Annotated in this window: 18 protein-coding genes; 10 read left to right on the top strand and 8 right to left on the bottom strand. The window is 72.6% G+C overall.

Features of this window, described 5'->3' with window-relative positions; all coding sequences use genetic code 11:
- Positions 1-82 precede the first annotated feature (82 nt).
- Both recX and recA read right to left on the bottom strand, forming a co-directional pair.
- The gene (gene recX / locus KY5_RS30020) at positions 83-862 is read right to left on the bottom strand and encodes a recombination regulator RecX (protein ID WP_098245147.1); all 780 of its coding nucleotides are present in this window, start codon (positions 860-862) and stop codon (positions 83-85) included.
- A 3-nt stretch (positions 863-865) separates the two neighbouring features.
- Positions 866-1,990, bottom strand: coding sequence for a recombinase RecA (gene recA, locus KY5_RS30015; RefSeq protein WP_098245146.1), 1,125 nt, complete (start codon positions 1,988-1,990; stop codon positions 866-868).
- Between the two features lie 287 nt (positions 1,991-2,277).
- On the opposite strand from recA, the gene KY5_RS30010 reads away from it, so the two are divergent.
- From KY5_RS30010 to KY5_RS30000, 3 genes are all read left to right on the top strand, one after another.
- A complete protein-coding gene (locus KY5_RS30010; RefSeq protein WP_098245145.1) occupies positions 2,278-3,120 on the top strand; it encodes a class I SAM-dependent methyltransferase in 843 nt (280 codons plus the stop codon).
- A 138-nt stretch (positions 3,121-3,258) separates the two neighbouring features.
- Positions 3,259-4,185, top strand: coding sequence for an RNA polymerase sigma-70 factor (locus tag KY5_RS30005; protein ID WP_098245144.1), 927 nt, complete (start codon positions 3,259-3,261; stop codon positions 4,183-4,185).
- On the top strand, positions 4,173-4,640 hold the full coding sequence (locus KY5_RS30000) for an SRPBCC family protein (protein ID WP_098245143.1): 468 nt from the start codon (positions 4,173-4,175) through the stop codon (positions 4,638-4,640). Before KY5_RS30005 ends, KY5_RS30000 begins: the two co-directional genes overlap by 13 nt.
- On the opposite strand, the gene KY5_RS29995 is transcribed toward KY5_RS30000, so the two are convergent.
- Both KY5_RS29995 and KY5_RS29990 read right to left on the bottom strand, forming a co-directional pair.
- Positions 4,634-5,911: an AI-2E family transporter gene (locus KY5_RS29995; RefSeq protein WP_098247549.1), complete on the bottom strand. Its 1,278-nt coding sequence runs from the start codon at positions 5,909-5,911 to the stop codon at positions 4,634-4,636. The two genes, KY5_RS30000 and KY5_RS29995, sit on opposite strands and share 7 nt — an antisense overlap.
- Before the next feature lie 87 nt (positions 5,912-5,998).
- The gene (locus tag KY5_RS29990) at positions 5,999-6,193 is read right to left on the bottom strand and encodes a DUF3046 domain-containing protein (RefSeq protein WP_098245142.1); all 195 of its coding nucleotides are present in this window, start codon (positions 6,191-6,193) and stop codon (positions 5,999-6,001) included.
- Between the two features lie 459 nt (positions 6,194-6,652).
- Here KY5_RS29990 and KY5_RS29985 point away from each other — a divergent pair, with 459 nt between their 5' ends.
- From KY5_RS29985 to KY5_RS29970, 4 genes are all read left to right on the top strand, one after another.
- The gene (locus KY5_RS29985; RefSeq protein WP_098245141.1) at positions 6,653-7,285 is read left to right on the top strand and encodes a hypothetical protein; all 633 of its coding nucleotides are present in this window, start codon (positions 6,653-6,655) and stop codon (positions 7,283-7,285) included.
- A 128-nt stretch (positions 7,286-7,413) separates the two neighbouring features.
- Positions 7,414-9,432 carry an SPFH domain-containing protein gene (locus KY5_RS29980; protein WP_098245140.1) on the top strand — a complete coding sequence of 673 codons (2,019 nt, stop codon included), beginning with the start codon at positions 7,414-7,416 and terminating at the stop codon, positions 9,430-9,432.
- Positions 9,433-9,538: 106 nt separating this feature from the next.
- Positions 9,539-14,419, top strand: coding sequence for a DNA repair ATPase (locus KY5_RS29975; RefSeq protein WP_098245139.1), 4,881 nt, complete (start codon positions 9,539-9,541; stop codon positions 14,417-14,419).
- A 57-nt stretch (positions 14,420-14,476) separates the two neighbouring features.
- A complete protein-coding gene (locus KY5_RS29970) occupies positions 14,477-15,508 on the top strand; it encodes a hypothetical protein (protein ID WP_098245138.1) in 1,032 nt (343 codons plus the stop codon).
- Positions 15,509-15,559: 51 nt separating this feature from the next.
- Here the strand turns inward: KY5_RS29970 and KY5_RS29965 are convergent, their stop codons facing one another.
- Genes KY5_RS29965 through KY5_RS29955 form a run of 3 tightly spaced genes read right to left on the bottom strand, consistent with a single transcriptional unit; the run spans position 15,560 to position 17,518 of the window.
- Positions 15,560-15,868, bottom strand: coding sequence for an AzlD domain-containing protein (locus KY5_RS29965; RefSeq protein ID WP_098245137.1), 309 nt, complete (start codon positions 15,866-15,868; stop codon positions 15,560-15,562).
- Entirely contained in the window at positions 15,865-16,656 is a 792-nt protein-coding gene (locus KY5_RS29960) for an AzlC family ABC transporter permease (RefSeq protein WP_234362913.1), read from the bottom strand. The genes KY5_RS29965 and KY5_RS29960 overlap by 4 nt, the downstream gene beginning before the upstream one ends.
- The gene (locus KY5_RS29955) at positions 16,616-17,518 is read right to left on the bottom strand and encodes an AraC family transcriptional regulator (RefSeq protein ID WP_098247548.1); all 903 of its coding nucleotides are present in this window, start codon (positions 17,516-17,518) and stop codon (positions 16,616-16,618) included. The genes KY5_RS29960 and KY5_RS29955 overlap by 41 nt, the downstream gene beginning before the upstream one ends.
- Positions 17,519-17,654: 136 nt before the next feature.
- On the opposite strand from KY5_RS29955, the gene KY5_RS29950 reads away from it, so the two are divergent.
- The 3 genes from KY5_RS29950 (at position 17,655) to KY5_RS29940 (ending at position 24,248) form a co-directional block, all read left to right on the top strand.
- Positions 17,655-22,331, top strand: coding sequence for an ATP-dependent helicase (locus tag KY5_RS29950; protein WP_098245136.1), 4,677 nt, complete (start codon positions 17,655-17,657; stop codon positions 22,329-22,331).
- 244 nt (positions 22,332-22,575) lie between these two features.
- Positions 22,576-23,376, top strand: coding sequence for an Fpg/Nei family DNA glycosylase (locus KY5_RS29945; protein ID WP_098245135.1), 801 nt, complete (start codon positions 22,576-22,578; stop codon positions 23,374-23,376).
- Between the two features lie 74 nt (positions 23,377-23,450).
- Positions 23,451-24,248 carry an SDR family NAD(P)-dependent oxidoreductase gene (locus KY5_RS29940; protein ID WP_098245134.1) on the top strand — a complete coding sequence of 266 codons (798 nt, stop codon included), beginning with the start codon at positions 23,451-23,453 and terminating at the stop codon, positions 24,246-24,248.
- Here the strand turns inward: KY5_RS29940 and KY5_RS42695 are convergent.
- Positions 24,196-24,567 carry a hypothetical protein gene (locus KY5_RS42695; RefSeq protein WP_098245133.1) on the bottom strand — a complete coding sequence of 124 codons (372 nt, stop codon included), beginning with the start codon at positions 24,565-24,567 and terminating at the stop codon, positions 24,196-24,198. The genes KY5_RS29940 and KY5_RS42695 overlap by 53 nt on opposite strands.
- Positions 24,568-24,734 lie beyond the last annotated feature (167 nt).

The raw sequence follows: 24,734 nt of genomic DNA, 5'->3' as shown, positions 1-24,734 counted from the left end.
GGGGGTTAACCCCCCTGCGGAGAGGGCGTGTTGGGATACGGGGCTCGTCGCGGGCCGCCCCACCCCCGTGGGAGCGGCCCGGTCAGAACGCCTCGTATCCCAAGTCCTCGGTTTCCTCGCCCTCTTCTTCCAGGGCCTGGCGGACCACGCGGAGTGCCATGCCCTCCGGGTAGCCCTTGCGGGCGAGCATGCCCGCGAGGCGGCGCAGTCGCTTGTCGCGGTCGAGGCCCCGCGTGGAGCGGAGCTTGCGGGCGACCAGCTCGCGCGCGGTCTCCTCCTCCTGCTCGGAGTCGAGCTGCCCCACGGCCTCGTCGATCAGCGTGGAGTCCACGCCCTTGGTGCGCAGCTCCCGCGCGAGTGCCCGCCGGGCCAGACCCCGGCCGTGGTGCCGGGACTCCACCCAGGCCTCCGCGAAGGCGCTGTCGTTGATCAGACCGACCTCTTCAAAGCGGGAGAGCACCTCCTCAGCCACCTCATCGGGGATCTCCCGCTTGCGCAGCGCGTCCGCCAACTGCTTGCGCGTACGAGGGTTTCCGGTGAGCAGTCTCAGGCAGATGCCCTTCGCCCGCTCAGCCGGATCCCCCGTAGGCGGCTCCCCCTTCTCGGCCCTCGACGAGGAAGGGGAGCCGCTGTCCTGGTGGCCGTCGAAACCGCCGCGCCGTCGACGCCGTCGGCCGCGTCCGCGACCTCCGCCGTCCCCGAAGCCGTCTTCCCCGAAGCCGCCTTCCGCGAAGCCGTCCTCTCCGAAGCCGCCGCCCTGGCCGTGGTCACCCTGATCCACACCGCCCCCGTGGCCCCGCCCCGCGGTGCCGGGGCGGCTTTCGGAGGCGGTGTGGTCCGCCCAGTCGGTTCGTCGCGTCACGGACTAGCTCTTGGCCGCCGCGGTCTTGGACTTGGTGGCCTTGGCCGCCGGTGCGGGCACCGTCTTGGCGGCGTCATCGGCCGCTGCCGTGCCCGCCGCGTCCGCGCCCGGCTCGGCAGCCGCGGCTTCCGGCTTCACACCGACGCCCAGCTTCTCCTTGATCTTCTTCTCGATCTCGTTGGCGAGGTCGGGGTTGTCCTTCAGGAAGTTGCGCGAGTTCTCCTTGCCCTGACCGAGCTGGTCGCCCTCGTACGTGTACCAGGCGCCGGCCTTGCGGACGAAGCCGTGCTCCACGCCCATGTCGATCAGGCCGCCCTCGCGGCTGATGCCCTGGCCGTAGAGGATGTCGAACTCGGCCTGCTTGAAGGGCGGCGCGACCTTGTTCTTGACGACCTTGACGCGGGTGCGGTTGCCGACCGCGTCCGTGCCGTCCTTGAGGGTCTCGATGCGCCGGATGTCGAGCCGCACCGAAGCGTAGAACTTCAGCGCGCGGCCACCGGTCGTGGTCTCCGGCGAGCCGAACATCACGCCGATCTTCTCGCGGAGCTGGTTGATGAAGATCGCGGTGGTCTTGGACTGGTTGAGCGCGCTGGTGATCTTCCGGAGCGCCTGGCTCATCAGACGGGCCTGGAGACCCACGTGCGAGTCGCCCATCTCGCCCTCGATCTCCGCGCGCGGCACCAGGGCGGCGACGGAGTCGATGACGATCAGGTCGAGGGCGCCGGAGCGGACCAGCATGTCGACGATCTCGAGCGCCTGCTCGCCGTTGTCCGGCTGGGACAGGATGAGGTTGTCGATGTCGACGCCGAGCTTCTTCGCGTACTCGGGGTCGAGGGCGTGCTCCGCGTCCACGAAGGCGACCGCGCCACCGGCGCGCTGGGCGTTGGCCACGGCGTGCAGCGTGAGGGTCGTCTTACCGGAGGACTCCGGTCCGTACACCTCCACCACACGGCCGCGGGGGATGCCGCCGACGCCGAGCGCGACGTCGAGCGCGGTCGACCCGGTGGGGATGACCTCGATGGGGTCGTTCGGCCGCTCGCCCATGCGCATCACTGCGCCCTTGCCGAATTGCCGTTCAATCTGTGCGAGCGCGGCGTCGAGCGCCTTCTCGCGGTCGGTTCCTGCCATGGGTTCCACCCGATTTGCTTGAGTCGATCGCTTCACGTCAAAGACGCTAACGCCTGCCACTGACAATCCGCCCCGACGCCCGTCCAGCCTGTGGATAACTCGAGGCAATCCCTCACCGAAATCCTCCGGAGCCTGCCAGGGTTCCCCCCGCTCACCCCCGGAAAATCGCCGCCGGACAACCCATGAGAATGGATGTTCGATTTTAGTGTCAAGCGCATCGTGCGGCGAGTCGGCACCCTCATGAAGCACACCAAGCACACACGACGCACGAAGGATGGTGAACAGTCATGGACACCGACTGGGAGTGGGACGAGAGCCTCTTCTCGGGTGCGGCCGCCCACTACCGGCGCGGGCGACTCCCCTACGCGCCCGGCCTGGCCGACGCCCTCACCGAGGCACTGGCGCTCGACGGCCGGGGACGCCTGCTCGACGTGGGATGCGGTCCCGGCACCGTCGCGCTGCCCCTCGCGCACTCGTTCACCGAGGTCGTCGGCGTGGACCCGGACAGCGGGATGCTCACCGAGGCCGCGCGCGACGCCGCGACGGCCGGCGTGACCGACAGGACGCGCTGGGTGCGGATCCGCGCCGAGGAGCTGCCCGCGGGGCTCGGCACGTTCACCGTCGCGACCTTCGCGCAGTCCTTCCACTGGATGGACCGCGACCTGGTGGCGGCGACGGTCAGGGACATGCTCCGGCCCGGTGGAGCACTGGTGCACATCTCGGACCTGAAGACGGAGGACCTCTCCGTAGTGGGCCTTCCGCATCCGGCGGTGCCCCAGGAGGCGATCGGGGAACTGGTGCGGCGGTATCTGGGTCCCGTCCGGCGGGCCGGTCGTGGCGTGCTCCCGCACGGGACGCCGAGCGGTGAGACCGCGGTGTTCGCCGGGGCGGGCCTCCACGGCCCCCGGCGCCTCGTCGTGCCCGCGGGGCAGGCGCTCGAACGCTCCGTCGACGACGTCGTCTCGTCGGTGTTCTCGCTGTCGTTCTCCACCCCGCACCTGTTCGGCGCGCGCCGTGACGTCTTCGAGGCGGACCTGCGCCGACTGCTGACGGAGGCATCCCCTTCGGGCCGCTTCTCCGAGCGCCGGCCGAGCACCGAGGTCTTCGTCTGGCGCAAAGACCCTCCCTGATCCGCACTGTGAACTGAATCACAGCGGTCCACTGTCACGGTTCTCCGGTCCGCGGTGTCTCGATGGGCGGCCGAGGAGAGGAGCCGGGTGTGATGCCGAGACGCCGACACGCGCGCGTGGGAGCGGGAGGTCCGAGCCATGGCTGAGGACGCCTTCAACGAGAACGCCTCCGCCGAGGACGCCTTCAACGAGCACCGTCCGCTGCTGTTCACCATCGCGTACGAGATGTTGGGCAGCGCCGCCGACGCCGAGGACGTGTTGCAGGAGAGCTACCTGCGGTGGAGCGCGGTGGACCGGGAGAGCGTGGAGCACGCGCGCGCGTACCTGGTGCGTGTGGTGACCCGGCAGTCGCTCAACCACCTGCGCGCGGTCCGGGCACGGCGCGAGGAGTACGTCGGCGCGTGGCTGCCCGAGCCGATCCGTACCGCGCCGGAGGTGAGCGAGGACGCGATCCTCGCCGAGTCGGTGTCGATGGCCATGATGCTCGTCCTGGAGACCCTGAACCCGACCGAGCGCGCGGTGTTCGTGCTGCACGACGTCTTCGGCTACACCCACGGCGAGATCGCCGCTTCGGTCGGCAGGAACGAGGTCTCCGTACGGCAGATCGCCCACCGTGCCCGTCGGCACGTCCACGCGCGGCGGCGCCGTTTCGAACCCGACTCCGATGCCGGACGAGAGATCGTCCAGCGGTTCCTGCGCGCGGCGGCGACCGGTGAGATCCAGTCGCTGATGGACCTGCTGGCGCCCGACGTCGTGCAGATCTCCGACGGCGGCGGGAAGGTCGTCGCCGCACGCCGCCCGATCACCGGCCGCGACGATGTCGCGCGGTTCGTCCTCGGCGTGATCCGGACCACCACTGCGGCGACCGCCGTCGAACCCGCCACGTACAACGGCATGCCCGCGGCGCGATTCGTCACCGACGGCGAACTCGACTGGCTGGTCGCGTTCGAGATCCACGACGGGCGGATCACCGGCCTCTACGGAGTGCGCAACCCGGACAAGCTGCACCGCACCGAAGCGGTGCTCCCGCTCGACAGAGGAGGTCGCAGGACATGGAAACCATGACGGTGGAACGCGTCATCGCCGCCCCGATCGAGGAGGTGTTCAGCTGGCTCACCACGACCACCCACTACACGAGCTCGCCCCTCGTCCTGCGCTGCCGCCTGGCCCGGCGCGGCGAAGGCGCGCCCTACGGAGTGGGCGCCGTGCGCGATCACCTCTGGCTGATCGGCTGGTTCAAGGAGCGCATCACGCGGTACGACCCGCCGTATGCCACGGAGTACGTCGTGGAGCGCAGCCTGCCCCCGTCGCGGCACGAACTGGGCCGCATGACGTTCACCGAGGTCGACGGGGGCACCCGGGTGTGCTGGACCACTCGCGCCGAGATCCCCGTCCCGCTGCTCGGCCCGTTCCTCACGCGGCGCCTCGCGCGGCCGGTCATCACGCGCACCTTCGGCGCCATCCTCAAGGCGGCGGACAGGGCCCTGACGCGCACCACCGCGCCCAAGGGCTCCTACTGACGACCGTCCGGGCCGTCCTGCCCGGTCTCGGACTCCGCCGGGGCCGCGGGGTGGTTCGGCCCGCGCAGTGCGCGCCGCACGCGCGCGACGAGGGGCGCTCCGCCCCGGCGCCGGTGCCCGTGGACCCGGGGGTCGTCCGTGACGTCGTACCGCTTCACGTACGCCCCGAGGAACGCCTGTAGCGTCGCGACGGCCGGGATGGCGATGAGCGCCCCGACCGCGCCGAGCAGCGCGGTGCCCGCGATGACCGATCCGAAGGCGACCGCCGGGTGGATGTCCACGCTCTTGGCGGTGAGCTTGGGCTGCAGCATGTAGTTCTCGAACTGCTGGTAGACCACGACGAAGACCAGCACCCAGAGCGCGTACCAGGGGTCGACCGTGAAGGCGATCAGCATCGGCAGGGCGCCCGCGAGGTACGTGCCGATGGTCGGGATGAACTGGGACACCAGGCCGACCCAGACGGCGAGCACGGGCGCGTAGGGCACGCCCAGTGCCTGGAGCAGGATGTAGTGCGCGATCCCGGAGATCAGGGCCATCAGGCCGCGCGAGTACAGATAGCCGCCGGTCTTGTCGACGGCGATCTCCCAGGCCCGCAGGACCTCGGCCTGCCTGGCGGGCGGCAGCACCGAGCACAGGGCGCGGCGCAGGCGGGGCCCGTCGGCGGCGAAGTAGAACGAGAAGAGCAGGATCGTCAGGAGCTGGAAGAGGCCGCCGAGGACCTGCGCGGACACGTCCAGGACGCCGCTGGCGCTGTTCTGCACGTACTTCTGCAGCCAGTCGGAGTGGACCAGGCTGTCCTGGACCTCGACGCGGGAGAGGTCCGTGTGGAAGGTCTGGTTGATCCAGCTGATGACCTTGTCGAGGTAGTCGGGGAAGTCCTCGACCATGTCGACGATCTGGCCCGCCAGCATGGATCCCATCAACGTGATGAAGCCCGCGCTCGCGATCACGACGCTCAGGAAGACGAGGAAGGTGGCGAAGCCCCTGCGAAGGCCGCGCGCGGCCATCCAGCTCACCGCGGGTTCGACCGCGAGCGCCAGGAAGAACGCGATCAATACGTTGATCAACAGGCCGGTCAGCTGGTGGAAGGCCCAACTGCCCAGCTGGAAACAGGCGATGAGCGCGAGGGCGAGCACCATGGCCCGGGGCAGCCAGCGCGGCATGCGGGCGCCTCGGCCCGCGTCGGCCCCGGTGGGGGGCTGCGTGGGCGGCGTGGTGCCGAGTGAAGCGGTGTCCTGGGTGACCTGCACGGTCTCGTCTGTGGGTGCCACGGTGCCAGTCTCGCCCACTCCGGAGGCATTCGGTCGCCACCCCTGTCGGTCGGCACCCGCCCACGCGCGCGTGGGGCCGCCCCGGAGTCAGCGCTTTTCGGCCGGTACGTCCATCGCCGTGCAGACCGCGCGCCAGACGTCCTTGGCCTCCCAGCCCGCGTCCAGCGCCTCATGAACCGTACGTCCACCGAGCTCCGCCATCACATGATCACGCGCGAAGGAATCGGCGTACCCCGCTCCGAAGTGAGCCGCCATCCGCTCCCAGAAAACCGTCAACCTCATGCCATCCGCTCCACACTCGCTCTGCCCCGCATATCTTCCACCCCTCACTAGATCCGCACCATGATGCCGCTCCCTCACGCGGCGCACGAAGGGTTCTTCGCAGTCCCGGCGGCAGTGCCCGCGCTTACCCGGAGGTAATCGCCCCAGGCCGTCGGGGTCGCCCAGGCATTCGACACGGAGGGCGTGGAAGGCGTGGAGGGCACGGGGGTGCGGAGGGCCCCGGAGACGACCGCTGAGTTGCTCACCGAGGCGCCGCGAACGTCTTGACGGCGGCGCCCCCGCCCCCGCACGTCCGGCATCAAGAACGCGTAAAGATTGCCGGAATCCGGCAATGAACCGTGGCGCGCCGTCGGGTCATGATGGGCGCGGCAGAAACGGGGGCCTGGCCTCGGTGCCGGGTTGCGGAAGCGGAATCCGGCATCGGGGCCGGAGCTGCGGAAGCGCGAAGGGGGCGGACAAGTGCGGGAGTTCTTCGACGCCGCCACGGGGTTTCCGGCGTTCGCCTTCACCTCCGCCCTGGTGGTGGTCCTCGTCTTCTGGCTGCTCGTCATGGTCGGCGGGGCCGAAGCCGACGGTTTCGACGCCGATGTGGACCTCCATCCGGCGGGACTCGGCGGAGTGCCGGTCACCGTGGCGGTCTCGCTCGCGGTCCTGGCGGGCTGGTTCAGCGCCCTCACCGGCTCCGTACTCATCGGCAGGGCAGGGCTGACCGGGCTCGCGCACGCCGCGGCCGACGTCGTCCTGCTGCTCGTCTCCTTGCTGTTCGCCTGGCAGGGCGCGCGCGGCCTCGTACGCCCCCTCGCCAAGCTCTTCCCCGACGAACCCGGCCCTTCCCGGCAGGACTTCATCGGGTCGGTCTGCACCATCCGCACGGGGCGGGTGGACGCGGGCTTCGGTCAGGCGGAGGTCGCGGCCAGGGACGGTGCCGTCGCCGTCGTCCAGGTCAGGCAGGAACCGCGGGCGCGCGAGAGCGCGCTGACGGCGGGCAGCAGCGCGCTGTTGTACGCGTACGACGACGCCGGAGAGTTCTTCTGGGTCGCGCCCTACGCCGCGTCACTCGACCCGGGCCACCCGCGCGCCGACCACGGCTGACCCTCTCGTATCCAAGAGCCCCGGCACCCCGACGCCGCGTTCCGCGGCCGCCCCGCGCGCGCTCCCCCACTCCACCCGCTGCACCCGCTCACCGGGCCCATCGCCCCAGGAATCCCGAGGACTTCACCATGGATGCCATCACCCTGGGCATCGGCGTGTCCGTCGCCGCTGTCCTGATCGTCGTCGTCGCTCTGCTGCTCGTCCTCACCCGTCTCTTCCGCAAGGTGGAGCAGGGCAAGGCGTTGATCGTCTCGAAGATGCGGAAGGTCGATGTGACCTTCACCGGGCAGGTCGTGCTGCCGGTGCTGCACAAGGCCGAGGTCATGGACATCTCGGTGAAGACCATCGACATCATGCGGACCGGCAGGGACGGCCTGATCTGCCGGGACAACATCCGGGCCGACATCCGCATCTCCTTCTTCGTACGCGTCAACAAGACCGTCGAGGACGTGATCCGGGTCGCGCAGGCCATCGGTACGGCCCGCGCCAGCGACCAGAACACGTTGCAGGAGCTGTTCAACGCCAAGTTCTCCGAGGCGCTCAAGACCGTCGGCAAGCAGATGGACTTCGCCGACCTCTACACCAAGCGCGACGAACTGCGGGACCGCATCATCCAGGTCATCGGCACCGATCTGAACGGCTACAGCCTGGAGGACGCGGCGATCGACCACCTGGAGCAGACGCCGCTCAACCAGCTCGACCCCGCCAACATCCTGGACGCCCAGGGCATCCGGAAGATCACCGAGCTGACGGCCGTCGAGCACGTGCGCACCAACGAGTACACGCGGAACGAGGAGAAGGAGATCACCCGGCAGAACGTCGACGCGCGCGAGGCGATCCTGGAGCTCGAGCGCCGCCAGGCGGATGCCGAGATCAAGCAGAAGCGCGAGGTCGACACCGTGCGGGCGCGCGAGGAGGCCGAGACGGCGCGGGTGATGGAGGAGGAGCGGCTGCGGGCGCAGGGCGCGTTCCTCGCCACCGAGGAGAAGCTCGGAGTGCAGCGCGAGAACCAGGCCCGCGAGGTCGCCGTCGCGCAGAAGAACCGCGAGCGGGTCATCGCCATCGAGAACGAGCGCATCGAGAAGGACCGGCTCCTCGAAGTCATCGCCAGGGACCGCGAGACGGAGCTGACCCGCATCGCCGCCGAGAAGGAGGTCGAGGCGGAGAAGCGGGAGATCGCCGAGGTCGTGCGCGAGCGCGTCGCCGTGGACCGCACGGTCGCCGAGCAGGAGGAGTCCATCAAGAAGCTGCGCGCCGTCGAGGAGGCGGAGCGCGAGCGGCAGGCCGTCGTCATCGCCGCCGAGGCGCAGGCGCAGGAGGGCCTGGTCAAGAGCATCAAGGCGGCGGAGGCCGCCGAGCAGGCCGCCACGCACCGTGCCGCGGAGGAAATCACCCTGGCCGAGGCCCGGTTGAAGGCCTCCGACCTGGACGCGCGGGCCAAGCTCCGCCTCGCGGAGGCCGTGCAGGCCGAACGGGCCGCCGAGGGCCTTGCCGCCGTGCAGGTCCGCGAGAAGGAGGCCGGGGCCATCGAGAAGGCGGGCCGCGCCGAGGCCGAGGCCACCGAGGCCCGGATGCGCGCCGAGGCCGAGGGCGTGGAGGCGAAGCTGAAGGCCGAGGCCGCGGGCCTGACCGAGAAGGCGGCCGCGATGGCGGCGCTGGACGAGGCGTCCCGCACGCACGAGGAGTACCGGCTCCGCCTGGAGGCGGAGAAGGACGTCCGTCTCGCCGGCATCGAGGTGCAGCGCCAGGTCGCCGAGGCGCAGGCCACCGTACTCGCCACGGGTCTGGAGAACGCCGACATCAGCATCGTCGGCGGCGAGTCCGTCTTCTTCGACCGGCTGATGTCGTCGATCGCGCTCGGCAAGAGCGTCGACGGATTCGTCCAGAACTCCGAGACGGCGCAGGCCCTGGCGGGACCGTGGCTGGACGGCAGCGCGAGCTTCACCGACGACCTGACCAGGGTGCTCGGCTCCGTCTCCCCGTCCGACGTGCAGAACCTCACCGTCTCCGCCCTCCTGATGAAGCTCATGAAGAGCGGCGGCGAACAGTCCGGGCGGCTGGACGAACTGCTCGACAAGGCCGCCCAGTTGGGCCTGGCCGACCTGCCGCTCACCCAGCTCAACGGCTCCGCCGCACAGCGGAGCTGACCAGACCGGCCGGGGCCGTTCCACGGGGGTGAGCGGCCCCGGCCAGCACCGACACCGCACGCGGAACCCAGGACCGCGCAACTCAGGACAGGAGAGGAAGTCAGGCATGGCGAGCGGAGGAAGCGGTCCGGACGCGGGTACGTACGAGGTGCTGCGCGACCGCCTCGCGACGCGGACCCGGCAGCTGGCCGACCGGGCCACCGCCCTCAACGAGCAGCGGGCCGCCGCCTTCGGCTCCACCGAGCTGACGCTCACCGGCACCGGGAGCCTCCCCACCGAGCAGCCGTGCGTGCCGCGCGACATCGTCGCCGTCGGCGACGCCCTGCTCTTCGGGTACGCCGCCCACCTCGGGCCGAAGTCCGAGACCGCCGTCGGTGACGTGCTCGCGCTGCACGACCGCGATCTGAACCGGCTGCACGACAGCGCGGTCCCCGGCCTCCTCGACGACCCGGCCTTCGTACGCGAGTTCGCCGCGCTCTTCCGCTACTACCGCGACGCCCGCCTTCTCCAGCTCAGACTCACCGACGGCAGGCTCCTCGCCGTCTTCCGGACCGGCGAGAAGACCGAGGACATCCGGGTCCTGCGCTGGGCACTGTCCAGCGACGGAGGCGCCGAGTTCCTCGACGCGCGGGGCGAGCGCGACCACGTGTTCCCGCCGTCGCACGACGTCACCTGGACCGAGGCGACCCGCGAGGACCACGTCCTGGGCCGCCACCCGCACGTCTCCATCGGCGGCGAGGTGTTCGTCGGGACCACCGGCGGCACCCTCACCGTCAAGATCGAGAACGACACCGAGACGGGGCGGGGTGTCTACGAGGAGCCGGTCGACGAGCCGCTGCAGTCCCTCGCCGACGCGGAGGTGGCCCACGCGCGCGTGGGCGCGCTGATCCTGCTGCGCGTGCGCCCCTACAAGGAGGACGCCTGGCGCCACCTCGTCCTCAACACGCTCACCAAGGCCGTCGTACGCCTCGACGGCATCGGACGGGCCTGCCGCCGCCTCCCCGACGACCAGGGCATCGTCTTCCCCGGCGGCTACTGCCTGGCCACGGGCCCGCACAAGACCTTCGACGCCCTGGACACCGCCGGCCTGGAATTCGAGCGCGTGGTGCGCTCGCCCAACGGCGAGGACGTCCTTTTCGCCTTCCACGCGCGCGTGGAAGGCCGCAGCCTGCTCCTGCCGTACAACACGATCCGCAAGGAGATCGCCACTCCCCTGACCTGTCACGGGTACGCGCTCTTCGACGACGGCACCCTCGCCGTGCTGCGGGCCGACTCCCCGCAGGCCGCGCGGGTCCACCCCGTGCAGCTGTGGCAGTCCCCGTACGTCTCCGACACCCATGCCGCCGCCCGTCCCGCGGGACAGGGGCCGTTGGCACGCATCGGCAACGCCGAGCTGGTCCGCGGCATCTCCGACTGCCTCTCCATCGCCCGGTCCCTCACCGACACCGCGCCGACCGCGGAGGTGTACGCGGAGCTCGCGGCGTCCTGCGTGCGGGCCGCCGACTCCTTCCACTGGCTCGGCGACGCCGAGGTGGGCGATCTGCGGACCCCGCTGGAGGCCGTGCGCGCCACCGCCGAGCAGGTGCTCGCCGAGTTCGAGACCGTGCGGAGCCTGACCGCGCGGGCCGCCGACGCGCTCGACGAAGCCGCCTCGCGGATCACCGCTCTGGTCCGGCGCATCCGTGGCGAGGCCCCGCGCGGCGCCGCCGAGTGGGTCGTACGCCTGACCGAACTGCGGCGCGCGCAGGGCCACTTGCTGACCCTGCGTGACCTGCGGTACGTGGACACGGACCGCGTCGACGCGCTCGCCGACGGGCTGGCCGCCGACATCGCGTCGGCCGGACAGCGTGCCGTCGCGTTCCTGGAGCGCGCCGACGCCTTCGCCGCGCACCATGCCGACATCGAACAACTGACCGCCGACGCCGACGCCCTCGCCACCGTCGCCGAGGCCGAACCCCTCGCGGACCGGCTCCAGGAGCTGACCGAGCAGCTACAGACCGTCACCGAGGTCGTCGCGGGACTCGACATCGGCGATGCCACGGTCCGCACCGCCGTGCTGGAGCGCGTCGCCGAGGTCCTCGCGGGCGTGAACCGCGCCCGCGCCACGCTGGACGCCCGGCGCCGCGAGCTGACCGCGCACGAGGGACGGGCCGAGTTCGCCGCCGAGTTCGCCCTCCTCGGTCAGGCCGTCACCGGCGCGCTCGCCGCCGCTGCTACCCCCCGGAGCTGCGACGACCAGCTCGCCCGTCTCCTGCTCCACCTGGAGAACCTGGAGGGGCGGTTCGCCGAATCGGACGAGTTCCTGGCCGAACTCGACACCCGGCGCACCGAGGTGTACGAGGCGTTCGCGTCCCGCAAGCAGACCCTCGCCGACACCCGGGCCCGGCACGCCGAGCGCCTCGCCACCTCGGCGGCCAGGGTCCTGGAGACGGTCGCGCGGCGCGTGGCCACGCTCGCGTCCACCGACGAGATCCACACGTACTTCGCCTCCGACCCGATGGTCGGCAAGGTGCGCCGCACCATCGAGGAACTGCGCGAACTCGACGACCAGGTGGGGGCCGAGGAACTGGCGGGCCGTCTGAAGGCGGCCCGCCAGGAGGCCGGGCGCTCGCTGCGCGACCGCGCCGAGCTGTACGGCGACGGCGGCGACACCATCCGCCTCGGCCGCCACCGCTTCGCGGTCAACACCCAGCCCCTCGACCTCGCGCTCGTCCCGACCGCGGACGGCGACGGCATGTCCTTCGCGCTGACGGGCACCGACTACCGCGCCCCTGTCACCGACCCGTCCTTCGCCGAGCTGCGCCCCTTCTGGAACCAGCTCCTGCCGTCCGAGACCGCCGAGGTCTACCGCGCCGAACACCTCGCGGCCCGCCTCCTCGACGAGCACGGCCCCGAGGCCCTCCTGGCCGCCGACGACCTGCCGTCCCTGGTGCGGGCGGCGGCGCAGGCGGCGTACGACGAGGGCTACGAGCCCGGTGTCCACGACCACGACGCGACCCTGATCCTCGGCGCTCTGCTGCGCCTGTACGACGAGGCGGGCCCGCTGCGGCACACGCCAGAGGCGCGCGCGGCCGCCCAGTGCTTCTGGGCGCACGACACGACGGCCGACGAGCGGGAGCTGTGGACGCGGCGCGCGGTGTCCCTGGCCCGCGCCCGCGACACCTTCGGCCTCGTGCCCGCCATCGACGACCTCCGCGCTGAGCTCGCCCGGCACATCGGCGCCCCGGCCGCCGCGTACCTCTTCGACGAGCTCACCACGGGCCCCGCCGGGTTCGTCACCACGGAGTCCACCCGCGCCTTCCTCGACACGTTCCGCCGGGCCGCGGACAGTTCGGCGTACGAGGACGACCTGGCCCGCGTCGTCGACTTCGCGCCGCGGCGGCAACTGGTCCAGGCGTGGCTGTCCTCGTACGCGGCCGCCACCGGCGAGGGCGGCGACGACCTGGCCGAGGCGGTCGCCGTCGAGCTCTGCCCGGACCTGGAGCGCTACGACCGCGCCGCCCCACCCGCCGAGACCGTCGAGGGCCTCCTCGGCACGCACCCCCGCGTCCAGGGGCGCCGCCTCACCGTCCGGGTCGACGAACTCCTCGCCCGGACGCAGGACTTCCGCACCCGGACAGTGCCCGGTTTCCGCGCCTACCAGGCCCGCCGCACCGAACTCGTCGCGGCGGAGCGGAGCAGGCTGCGCCTGGACGAGTACCGGCCCACGGTGATGTCCTCCTTCGTCCGCAACCGCCTCATCGACGAGGTGTACCTGCCGCTCATCGGCGACAGCCTCGACAAGCAGCTCGGCACGGCGGGCGGCCTGCTGCTGCTCGTCTCCCCGCCCGGATACGGCAAGACGACACTCATGGAGTACGTCGCCGACCGCCTCGGTCTGGTCCTGGTCAAGGTCAACGGCCCCGCGCTCGGCCACGGCGTCACCTCGCTGGACCCCGCGCAGGCGCCGAACGCGACGGCACGCCAGGAGATCGAGAAGGTCAACTTCGCGCTCGAGGCGGGCAACAACGTGCTCCTCCACCTGGACGACATCCAGCACACCTCGCCCGAGCTGCTGCAGAAGTTCATCTCCCTGTGCGACGCCCAGCGCCGCATGGAAGGCGTCTGGAACGGCACGTCCCGCACCTACGACCTGCGCGGCAAGCGCTTCGCCGTCTGCATGGCGGGCAACCCCTACACCGAGTCGGGCGCCCGCTTCCGCATCCCCGACATGCTCGCCAACCGCGCCGACGTGTGGAACCTCGGCGACGTCCTGAGCGGCAAGGAGGACGCCTTCGCCGCCAGCTTCGTCGAGAACGCCCTCACCGCGCATCCGGTCCTTGCCCCGCTCGCCGGTCGCGACCGCGCCGACCTGGACCTCCTGATCCGCCTCGCCGGGAACGCCCCCACCGCGCGCGCCGACCGGCTCACGCATCCGTACGCCCCCGCCGAGGTGGAACGCCTCGTCGCCGTGCTCCGGCACCTGCTCACGGCCCGCTCCACCGTGCTCGCGGTCAACGCCGCCTACATCGCCTCCGCGGGCCGGTCGGACGAGACCCGCACCGAACCGCCCTTCCGGCTCCAGGGCTCCTACCGCGACATGAACAAGATCGCCGCCCGGATCGACCCCGTCATGAACACCGCCGAACTCGCCGCCGTCATCGACGACCACTACAACGGCGAGGCCCAGACCCTCACCTCCGGAGCCGAGGCGAACCTGCTGAAACTCGCGGAACTGCGCGGCACGCTCACTCCGGAGCAGGCCGACCGCTGGGCCGAGATCAAGGCCGCCCACGTCCGGGCCCGCACGCTCGGCGGCCCCGACGAGGACCCGATGATCCGCGCCGTCGCCGCCCTCGGCCTCCTCGCGGACCGCGTCGCCTCGGTCGAGTCGGCCATCAGCCGAGCGATCGACCCGCGCCAGAGGCTCGCCAATCCGGCGGCACGGCACGCCGGCCACGACCGCGCGTCGGCCGTCAACACCATGCCTCCCGTATCGCGCCCCTGAGAGTGCAGCCCGTCCCAGGGGGCTTGCCGAGAACGCTTTCCGTCCTACGGTCGGGACATGGCCGAAACCGGAGCATCCAACGACCCCGTGCCCTCCCCCGACGCGGCGCTCTCCCCGGTCGCCCGCGCCGAGCACTTCGTCTGGCTCACCGCGCGCGTCCTCGAACAGCGACGGTTCGCGTACCACTTTTCCCGAGGCACGACGGGTACCGCGGGCACGGGTACAGCGGGCACGGGTACCGCGGGCACCACGGGCACCACGGACGTCGGCGGCGACCAGGCCGCCGACGCGGTGGAGACCGCCCTGAACGCCTATGCCACGGGGGACGGCGGGTACGGCTACGCGCTGGAACCCGACCTGCGCGGTCCCGTCAGCCAGCCGCTGCACGTCGGGCACGCGCTGCGCGTCCTGGACTCGATCAGGCGTTGCGGCGGGCAGCGGGTGGAGCGCGTCTGCCGCTATCTGACGTCCGTGTCGACTCCGGACGGCGCCCTTCCGGCGATCCATCCCAGCCAGCGCGGCTACCCCTCGGCACCGTTCGTCCCGATCCTGGACGATCCGCCCAGCGAACTCCTCGCCACCGGCCCCGTGGTGGGCCTGCTGCACCGCAACGAGGTCTGGCACGCCTGGCTGTTCCGCGCCACGGACTTCTGCTGGGCGGCCGTCGAATCGCTGGAGAAGTCGCATCCGTACGAGGTGCAGGCGGCCGTCGCCTTCCTCGACGGCGCGCCCGACCGCCCACGCGCGCAGGCGGCGGCCGACCGACTCGGCCGCCTCGTGCGCGAACAGCGCCTCGTGGCACTGGATCCCGCGGCCCTCGACGCCCAGCCGGTGGCGCCCGGTTACGCGCCGGGCGAGCACCACTTCCCGCACGACTTCGCGAAGGCCCCCGAGTCCCTCGCGCGCGCGTGGTTCACCGACGAGGAGCTGGCACGCTCGCTGGACTTCCTCGAACGGGACCAGCGGTCCGACGGCGGCTGGCCCGTCCGCTGGCGTCAGTGGGCGCCCGGCACGGCCCTGGAGGCCCGCCCGATCGTGACCATCGAGGCGCTGCGCACGCTGCGGGCGTACGGACGGTCCATCGACTGAAGGCCGCTGACGGCTTACGGGACGCGACGACTCAGCCCGTCAGCGCCCGCATCAGCCCGTCAGCGCCCGCACCCCCGCCGTGACGGCGACGGCCGCCGCGATCACGACGAGGAACGGCGCGCGCAGCAGCAGCGCCACGGCCGCCGCCGCGAGCCCTGCCGCCTTGGCGTCCAGGACGAGCTCCCGCCCGTCGCCGAAGGCCTGCTGGGCCGTGAGCGCCGCAAGGAGGGCCACGGGAAGCAGGGCTGCCAGCCGTCTGACGAGCGGCCGCTCCAGCGCGCCCGCGGGCACAAGGAGTCCGGCGAGCTTGACGAGGTAGCAGCCGACGAAGGTCAGCGCGATCGCGATCCAGATGGTCAACGGGCTTCCCTCCGGAGCGTGCGGTCCGCTACTCGGCCCTCTACGTAGAGCACCATCGGCGCCGCGAGGGCCGCCACCAGGACCGGTACGCCGCCGGGCAGTACCGGCAGCAGCCCGAGCCCCAGGACGACGGCCAGGGCCGCGGCCGCGCGCTCCCTCGTCGTACGCAGCATCGGCGCGAGCAGCGCGAGGAAGACCGCGGGCCCCGCCGCGTCGAGCCCCCACGCGTCGGTGTCACCGATCGCCTCGGCGCCCAGCGCGCCGAGGAGCGTGGTGAGGTTCCACAGCACGTAGAGGCTGACCCCGGTGACGGTGAAGCCGATGCGGGCGCCGCGGCGGGTGGGCTGGGCGAGGGTGACCGCCGTGGTCTCGTCGATGACCCAGTGCGCGGCGAACGGCCGTACCGCGCGCGGGAGGGCCAGCACCTGCGAGAGCCGCAGTCCGTAGAAGGCGTTGCGCACGCCGAGGAAGAAGGCGCCCGCGGCGGCGGTGAACGGGTTCCCGCCGCCCGCGAGCGCGCCGACCAGGGCGAACTGCGAGGCTCCTGTGAACACCAGCAGGCTGAGCACGCAGGTCTGGAGCGCGGTGAGGCCGCTGCCCGCCGAGGTCACTCCGAAGGCGAAGCCGGAGAGCCCGACGGCGACTCCGACGCCGAGCGCGTCACGGACGACGGCAGCGTCCGGTTTCGGCTCCGCTCCCGGACCCGCTCCCGGCCTCGCGGGTTCGACGCCTCGCCCGCCGCCTCGGTCATGGTCGCCCGCGCCCGGCGGGATCGTCTGTTCTGCCACCTACGGGACGGTAGGAGGGGGCAGCTGCCAGGTCTTGTACGTTCTTGCGCTCGCGCTGGTACGCCCCAGGAGGCACCCCCACGATCCGGGTGAAGTGCCGGTTGAGGTGCGGCTGGTCGGTGAAGCCCACGGCGACGGCCGCCGCCGCGGGCGACGTGCCCGCGTCCAGGAGGCCGCGTGCCCGGCGCACCCGCGCGTCGGTGAGCCAGGCGTGCGGCGGCATTCCGTAGGCCTCGCGGAAGGCGCGCAGCAGGGCGAAGGGTCCCGTGCCGAGCTCGGTGGCGAGCTGTTCGAGGCTCGGCGGAGCGACGAGCCGCTGCTCCAGGACGGCACGCGCGCGTGCCGCCGTGCGCGCGCCCGCGGTGCGCACGGTCCGCTGCGGCAGACGCCCGCCGTTCTGCCGCAGCAGCCGCGTCACCGCCACCCGCAGCAGGGTGTCGGCGGCGAGCGCGTTGCCCTCCTCCGCGGCCCGCAGCACCCGGTGGACCAGGGCCACGGCGTACGGATCGTCGAGCACCGGACGGACGAAGCCGGGGGTGCCGCGGATGCCGGTGGTCTCCGCGGCGATGGCGGAGACCAGCTCGGGCGCCGGGTAGACGGCCCCGTACCGCCAGCCCTCGGGGACACCGGCCCGGCCCGTGTGCGCGGTGTCGGGATTGATCAGGGCGAGGGCGCCGGGCCCCGCGGCCTGCTCGCCGCCGCCGTGCTGGAAGACGTCGACGCCCTCGGCGATCGCGGCGATCACGAAGTGCTCGTGGGTGTGCCGGACGAACGTCTTGTGGATGTAGCGGGCCTGCAGCAGATCGACGCCGGGCAGCTCGGCGTACCGCCAGTGCCGTGCCTGCTCCGCCGAACCCGCCATGCCCCCATTCTGCGCGTCCCGGTCCTCGCGCTCACCGTGATTTCGCAGGTGGCCGCAGTGATCAGCGGCGTTGTCAGCGGCGTTGTCGGTGGCGTTGTCAGTGGCGTTGTCAGTGGCGGGGTGCACGATGGGGGGCATGGTCAGGTCCGCGCCCAGCGCCCCCAGCGCCCACGCCGCTCTCGACGGGTTCTCCCCGGCGACCCGCGGCTGGTTCACCGGTGCCTTCTCCGCGCCCACCGACGCCCAGGCCGGGGCGTGGCAGGCGATCGGCGAGGGCTCCGACGTGCTGGTCGTCGCGCCCACGGGATCCGGCAAGACCCTGGCCGCGTTCCTCGCCGCGCTCGACCAGCTGGCCTCGACCCCGCCGCCCGCCGACCCGAAGAAGCGCTGCCGGGTGCTGTACGTGTCGCCGCTCAAGGCCCTCGCGGTCGACGTGGAGCGCAATCTGCGCAGTCCGCTGACCGGCATCCGCCAGGAGTCGGTGCGCCTCGGCCTTCCGGAGCCCGAGGTGCGGGTCGGCATCCGCTCGGGCGACACCCCGGCCGCCGAGCGCAGGGCTCTTTCGACCAGGCCGCCGGACATCCTGATCACCACGCCCGAGTCGCTCTTCCTGATGCTGACGTCCGCCGCGCGGGACGCGCTGACCGGCATCGAGACGATCATCCTGGACGAGGTGCACGCGGTCGCGGGCACCAAGCGCGGCGCCCACCTGGCCCTGTCCTTGGAGCGCCTCGACCAGCTGCTGCCGAGGCCCGCGCGCCGCATCGGGCTTTCGGCGACCGTGCGGCCGGTGGACGAGGTGGCGCGCTATCTCTCCCCGCGGCGCAAGGTGGAGATCGTCCAGCCGCCGTCCGGCAAGGAGTTCGACCTGTCGGTGGTCGTCCCCGTCGAGGACCTCGCCGAGCTGGGAGGATCCCCGGTCGCCGACTCCGACGAGGGCGCCGAGCGCCCCTCGATCTGGCCGCACGTCGAGGAGCGCATCACCGACCTCGTCCAGGCGCACCGCTCGACGATCGTCTTCGCCAACTCCCGTCGCCTGGCCGAGCGCCTGTGCAACCGCCTGAACGAGATCGCGTACGAAAGGGCCACCGGCGAGGCGCTCCCCGAGGACCACTCCCCCGCGGAGCTGATGGCCGAGTCGGGCGCCGCCAAGGGCGCCCCGCCCGTCCTGGCCCGCGCCCACCACGGCTCGGTCTCCAAGGAGCAGCGGGCACAGGTCGAGGAGGACCTCAAGGCGGGCAGGCTGCCCGCCGTGGTCGCCACGTCCAGCCTGGAGCTGGGCATCGACATGGGCGCGGTCGACCTGGTCGTGCAGGTCGAGTCGCCGCCGTCCGTCGCCTCCGGACTGCAGCGCGTGGGCCGGGCGGGCCACCAGGTGGGCGCGGTCTCCACGGGAGTCGTCTTCCCCAAGTACCGGGGCGACCTGGTCCAGGCCGCCGTCGTCACCGAACGCATGCGCACCGGCGCCATCGAGTCGCTGCGCGTCCCGGCCAACCCCCTGGACGTACTGGCCCAGCAGTTGGTCGCGATGGTCGCGCTCGACACCTGGCAGGTCGACGACCTCCTCGCCACGGTCCGCGGGGCCGCCTCGTTCGCCTCGCTCCCGGAGTCGGCTTTCACGGCAGTACTCGACATGCTGGCGGGCCGCTATCCCTCCGACGCCTTCGCCGAGCTCCGCCCGCGCGTGGTCTGGGACCGCGTCGCGGGCACGGTCACCGGCCGCCCCGGGGCACAGCGCCTCGCCGTCACCTCCGGGGGCACGATTCCCGACCGCGGCCTCTTCGGAGTCTTCCTCGCGGGCGCCGACCCCAAGAAGGGCGGCGGCCGCGTCGGGGAGCTCGACGAGGAGATGGTGTACGAGTCGCGGGTGGGCGACGTCTTCACCCTGGGCACGAGTTCCTGGCGCATCGAGGACATCACGCGCGACCGCGTGCTCGTCTCCCCCGCCCCCGGTGTCCCCGGTCGGCTCCCCTTCTGGAAGGGCGACCAGCTGGGGCGCCCCCTCGAACTGGGGCGTGCGCTCGGCGCGTTCCTCCGGGAGGTCGGGGCGCTCCCGCAGGAGCGGGCACGCGCGCGTCTCCTCGCCGCGGGCCTGGACGCCTGGGCCGCGGACAACGTCCTGACCTACCTCGCCGAGCAGCGAGAGGCCTGCGGCCACATCCCGGACGACCGCACGATCGTCGTCGAGCGGTTCCGCGACGAGCTGGGCGACTGGCGGGTCGTCGTGCACTCTCCCTTCGGCGCCCAGGTGCACGCCCCCTGGGCCCTCGCGCTCGGCGCCCGCCTCACCGAGCGGTACGGCATGGACGCGCAGGTCATGCACGCCGACGACGGCATCGTGCTGCGCCTGCCCGACGCCGACCTGATGGGTCTTGACCTGCTCGACCAGGAGCCGAGCGCGCCCTCCATGGAGTACGACGCCGAGAAGGCACCCATCGGCGCGGGCGACGTCGCCTTCGACAAGGGCGAGGTCCACCAGATCGTCACCGACCAGGTGGGCGGCTCGGCCCTGTTCGCCTCACGCTTTCGCGAGTGCGCCGCCCGCGCGCTGCTGCTTCCGCGCCGCAGCCCCGGCAAGCGCACCCCGCTGTGGCAGCAGCGCCAGCGCGCGGCTCAACTGCTCGAGGTGGCCAGCGAGTTCGGTTCGTTCCCGATCGTCCTCGAAGCGGTCAGGGAGTGCCTCCAGGACGTCTTCGACGTCCCGGGCCTCACGGAACTGATGGGGGACATCGAGTCCCGCCGCGTCCGCCTCGTCGAGGTCACCACCCCCGAGCCCTCCCCCTTCGCCCGCTCGCTGCTCTTCGGGTACGTGGCGCAGTTCCTGTACGAGGGCGACTCCCCCCTCGCCGAGCGGCGCGCGGCCGCGCTCTCCCTGGACTCCCGGCTGCTCGCCGAGCTGCTCGGCCAGGCGGAGCTGCGCGAGCTGCTCGACGCGGAGGTCCTCACGGAGCTCGAGCAGGAGCTCCAGTGGCGTACGGAGGACCGCCGTGTCAAGGACGCCGAGGGCGTCGCCGACCTGCTGCGGCTCCTCGGGCCGCTCACGGAGGGCGAGTTGGCCGAGCGCGGCGCCGAGCCCGAATGGGCGGCGGAGCTGTCGTCGGCCCGTCGTGCCATCCGGGTCAGGATCGCCGGGACCGACCACTGGGCGGCGATCGAGGACGCGGGCCGCCTGCGCGACGCCCTCGGCACTGCCCTGCCCGTGGGCGTGCCCGAGGCCTTCACGGAGCCGGTCAAGGACCCGCTCGGCGACCTCCTCGCCCGCTTCGCGCGCACGCACGGCCCCTTCACGTCGGCCGCCGCGGCCGCCCGCTTCGGCCTCGGGGCTGCGGTCACGGAGGGCGCGCTGCAACGCCTCGCGGCGAACGGCCGCGTCGTACAAGGAGAGTTCCACCCGGCGGGCATCGGCCAGGAGTGGTGCGACGCGGCCGTCCTGCGCCGACTGCGCCGCCGCTCGCTCGCGGCCCTGCGGCACGAACTGGAACCGGTGCCACCGGCCGCGCTCGCCCAGTTCCTGCCCCAGTGGCAGCACCTGGGCGGACACGGTCTGCGCGGAGTCGACGGCCTGGTGCGGGCCGTCGAGCAGCTCCAGGGCGCGACCGTCCCCGCCTCCGCCCTGGAGAAGCTCGTGCTGCCCTCCCGCGTCGCGGGGTACGCCCCCGCGATGCTCGACGAACTCACCGCGGCGGGCGAGGTGGTCTGGGCCGGCGCGGGATCCCTGCCGGGGAAGGATGGCTGGGTCTCCCTCTACCTGGCCGACGCCGCGCCCCTGCTCCTGCCGCCCCCGCACCCCCTGGAGCTCACCGCGCTGCACCAGTCCGTCCTGGACGCCCTCTCCGGGGGCTACGGCCTCTTCTTCCGCCAGATCGCCGACCAGGTCCGCGCCACCACCCACCCGGACGCCACCGATCCCCAACTGGCCGACGCGGTCTGGGACCTGACCTGGTCGGGACGGCTCACGAACGACACGCTCGCCCCGATGCGCTCGCTGCTCGGCTCGGGCCGCACCGCGGGCGCCACGGCCCACCGCGCCAAACGCAGCATCCCGCGCGGGCGCTACGGCAGCCTGACCGCCGCCGCCCGCCCCGCTTCCCGCACCGGCCCCCCGACGGTCGCGGGCCGCTGGTCCCTGCTCCCCCTCCGCGAACCCGACCCCACCCTGCGCGCCCACGCCCTGGCCCGCACCCTCCTCGACCGCCACGGCGTGGTCACCCGGGGCGCGGTCGCGGCCGAAGGCGTCGAGGGCGGCTTCTCGGCGACGTACCGCGTCCTGTCGGCCTTCGAGGACAGCGGCCAGGCGCGCCGCGGCTATGTCGTCGAAGGGCTCGGCGCCGCCCAGTTCGCGATGGACGGCGCGGTGGACCGCCTGCGCGCCACGGCGAACTCCCGGGAGCGTTCGGACGGTTCACGCTCCTCCTCCGACACCCCGCCCGCGGTCGTCCTCGCCGCCGCCGACCCGGCCAACGCCTACGGAGCGGCCCTGCCCTGGCCCGAGCCGCCCAACGACGCGGGCCACAAGCCGGGCCGCAAGGCGGGCTCCCTGGTCGTCCTGGTCGACGGCGAACTGACCCTCTACATGGAGCGCGGCGGCAAGAGCCTCCTGGCCTGGCCCACCACTCCGGAGAGCCCGATCGCCGAGGACCCCCGCCTCCACGCCGCCGCCGAGGCCCTGGCCGCCGCGGCCCGCGCGGGCTCCCTCGGCACGGTCACCGTCGAACGCGTCAACGGCACATCCGCCCTGACCTCCCCCTTCGCCCCCCTCCTGGAGGGCTCCGGCTTCCACGCCACCCCACGCGGCCTACGGCTGCGTGCCTGACTCGGCGGAGGCCAGGAAACACGCCCCCGGCAGGGGCCGGGCACCTCCATGCCGTACCGGTACGCCTGGTGGCTGGTGCCGCGCGAACCCCAGCAGACCCCCAGCCGGTGCGCCAGCCAACCAGACACGGACCACACCCGCCCCGGGCACGGATCACCGGCGCCCCGGGCACCGGGACACCGGCTACCGCCCCCAGACCCCAGAAGCACCGACCACAGCCCCCCGCCATGCCACCCTGGACCCCATGCCCGAAGGAGACACCGTCCACCAAGCGGCCAAGCGACTGCACGCCGCGCTGGCCGGGCGCGGCATCACTCGGTCCGACCTCCGCGTCCCCAAGCTCGCGACGGTCGACCTCACCGGGCGTGCCGTCCTGGACGTGACCCCGCGCGGCAAGCACCTCCTCACCCGCATCGAGGGTGGCCTCACCCTGCACTCCCACCTCCGCATGGACGGCTCCTGGCGCGTGTACGCCCCTGGCGAGCGCTGGCGAGGCGGTCCCGGGCACCAGATCCGGGCGATCATCGGCAACCCCGAGCACATCGCCGTCGGCTACCGCCTGCCCGTGCTCGAACTGCTCCGCACCGCCGACGAGCACAAGGCCGTGGGCCACCTGGGCCCCGACCTCCTCGGCCCCGACTGGAACCCCGACCGCGCCCTCGCCAACCTCCTCGCGACCCCCGACCGCCCGCTCGGCGAAGCCCTCCTCGACCAGCGGAACCTCGCGGGCATCGGCAACATCTACAAGAGCGAGCTCTGTTTCGTACTCGGCGTCACCCCGTGGCTCCCCGTCGGCGAGCTCTCCGAAGACACGGCCGCCCGCCTGCCCGTCCTGGCCCAGAAGCTCCTGGAAGCCAACCGCGACCGCCCCTCGCGCACCACCACAGGACGCCCCCGCCCCGACCAGCGCCTGTACGTCTACGGCCGCGCGCCCCGCCCCTGCCTCCGCTGCGGCACCTCCGTGCGCACCGCCGAACAGGGCGACGGCTCCCGCAGCCGTCCCACGTACTGGTGCCCCACCTGCCAGCAGGGCCCCACCCCCTGAGCCCCACACCACCGCACCAACCCACCGCACCAAGCCAGTTGACGCCCCGTCAGAACCCGCCGTACCGTCCCGTCATGTCCCTCAAGGCGTACGACCTCACCGGACGCACCGCTTTCCTCACCGGCGCCGCCAGCGGCATCGGCCGCGCCTCCGCCCTGCTCCTCGCGGAGGCGGGCGCCACCGTCCACTGCGCCGACCGCGACGCCCAGGGACTCCACGAGACCGCGGCGCTCGTCAAGGAGAGCGGCGGCACGGCCCACGTCCACCCGCTGGACGTGTCCGACAGGGCACAGGTCGACGAGGCCGTGGCCGCCGCGGCACAAGCATCCGGCGGCCGCCTCGACATCATGGCGGCCATCGCGGGGATCATGCACAGCAGCCCGGTCCTCGAGACCACCGACGAGGACCTCGACCGCGTCCTGAACGTCAACTTCAAGGGCGTCCTGTACTCCTGCCAGGCCGCGGCCCGCACCATGCTCGAAGCAGCCACGACCACCGGCACCAGCCCCAGGGGCAGCATCATCACCATGGCCTCCGGCGCCGTGGACACCGGCGGCCCCGGCCTCCTCTGCTACGGCGCCGCCAAGGCCGCCGTCGTCCAGCTCACCAAGACCCTCGCCACCGAAGTGGGCCCCCACGGCATCCGCGTCAACGCCGTGGCGCCGGGCTGGATCCGCACCCCCATGACCCACCGGCACGACGCCGAGGCCCAGACCCACACCGAGGGATTCATGGCCCGCAGGTCACCCCTGGGACGCGTCGGCGAACCGGACGACGTCGCACACGCCGTACTGCACCTGGCCTCCGACGCCTCGGCCTTCACGACCGGCCAGATCCTCCGCCCGAACGGCGGCGTCGCCATGCCGTGGTGACCTGCCCCCGCGTCCACCCGCGCAGCCGCCCTGCCGCCGACACCGCGTGGGCCCTGCACCTCACGGCCGTACGTTCCCCGGGCCACCGCAGCGCGCCGTCAGGCCGCCTCGCGTGCTTCCGGGCCCCGGCCCCCGCCACACCGGCCGCCCGCGCCTTCGACACACAGTGCACGGGAAGCACGCTCAGCCCCCACCCCCCGGCCGCGACCGCACCCTCGAGCACTCCCGCGTCGGGCGCGAGGGCGAGCCTCAGCACGCCCCACCACCACAGCGCCCCGAGCCCCAGAGCGGGCAGCCAGCGCACCAGACGCCACACCACGGCTGCCACCTTTCGCCCGACCTGGGATCCGAGACCTGGGATCCCAGACCTGGGATCGACGCACAACGCTCATCGACGTAAAACGCTAAACGTCCCGCTTCACCCCACGGGAGGGCGCACCGGGGTCACCGGGAGCACCGGAGACACCCCGACGAACAGAACGAACA

The organism is Streptomyces formicae (assembly GCF_002556545.1).
GTDB classification, from domain to species: Bacteria; Actinomycetota; Actinomycetes; order Streptomycetales; family Streptomycetaceae; genus Streptomyces; species Streptomyces formicae_A.
The sequence above is the reverse complement of the archived record's forward strand: the minus strand, read 5'-3'. Positions and strand labels throughout refer to the sequence as shown.

What these genes read in the sequence shown, in the direction of transcription:
- recA (WP_098245146.1), bottom strand. Translation starts at nt 1,990, where the DNA reads ATGGCAGGAACCGACCGCGAGAAGGCGCTCGACGCCGCGCTCGCACAG.
- KY5_RS30010 (WP_098245145.1), top strand. Translation starts at nt 2,278, where the DNA reads ATGGACACCGACTGGGAGTGGGACGAGAGCCTCTTCTCGGGTGCGGCC.
- KY5_RS30005 (WP_098245144.1), top strand. Translation starts at nt 3,259, where the DNA reads ATGGCTGAGGACGCCTTCAACGAGAACGCCTCCGCCGAGGACGCCTTC.
- KY5_RS30000 (WP_098245143.1), top strand. Translation starts at nt 4,173, where the DNA reads ATGGAAACCATGACGGTGGAACGCGTCATCGCCGCCCCGATCGAGGAG.
- KY5_RS29990 (WP_098245142.1), bottom strand. Translation starts at nt 6,193, where the DNA reads ATGAGGTTGACGGTTTTCTGGGAGCGGATGGCGGCTCACTTCGGAGCG.
- KY5_RS29980 (WP_098245140.1), top strand. Translation starts at nt 7,414, where the DNA reads ATGGATGCCATCACCCTGGGCATCGGCGTGTCCGTCGCCGCTGTCCTG.
- KY5_RS29975 (WP_098245139.1), top strand. Translation starts at nt 9,539, where the DNA reads ATGGCGAGCGGAGGAAGCGGTCCGGACGCGGGTACGTACGAGGTGCTG.
- KY5_RS29970 (WP_098245138.1), top strand. Translation starts at nt 14,477, where the DNA reads ATGGCCGAAACCGGAGCATCCAACGACCCCGTGCCCTCCCCCGACGCG.
- KY5_RS29955 (WP_098247548.1), bottom strand. Translation starts at nt 17,518, where the DNA reads ATGGCGGGTTCGGCGGAGCAGGCACGGCACTGGCGGTACGCCGAGCTG.
- KY5_RS29950 (WP_098245136.1), top strand. Translation starts at nt 17,655, where the DNA reads ATGGTCAGGTCCGCGCCCAGCGCCCCCAGCGCCCACGCCGCTCTCGAC.
- KY5_RS29945 (WP_098245135.1), top strand. Translation starts at nt 22,576, where the DNA reads ATGCCCGAAGGAGACACCGTCCACCAAGCGGCCAAGCGACTGCACGCC.
- KY5_RS29940 (WP_098245134.1), top strand. Translation starts at nt 23,451, where the DNA reads ATGTCCCTCAAGGCGTACGACCTCACCGGACGCACCGCTTTCCTCACC.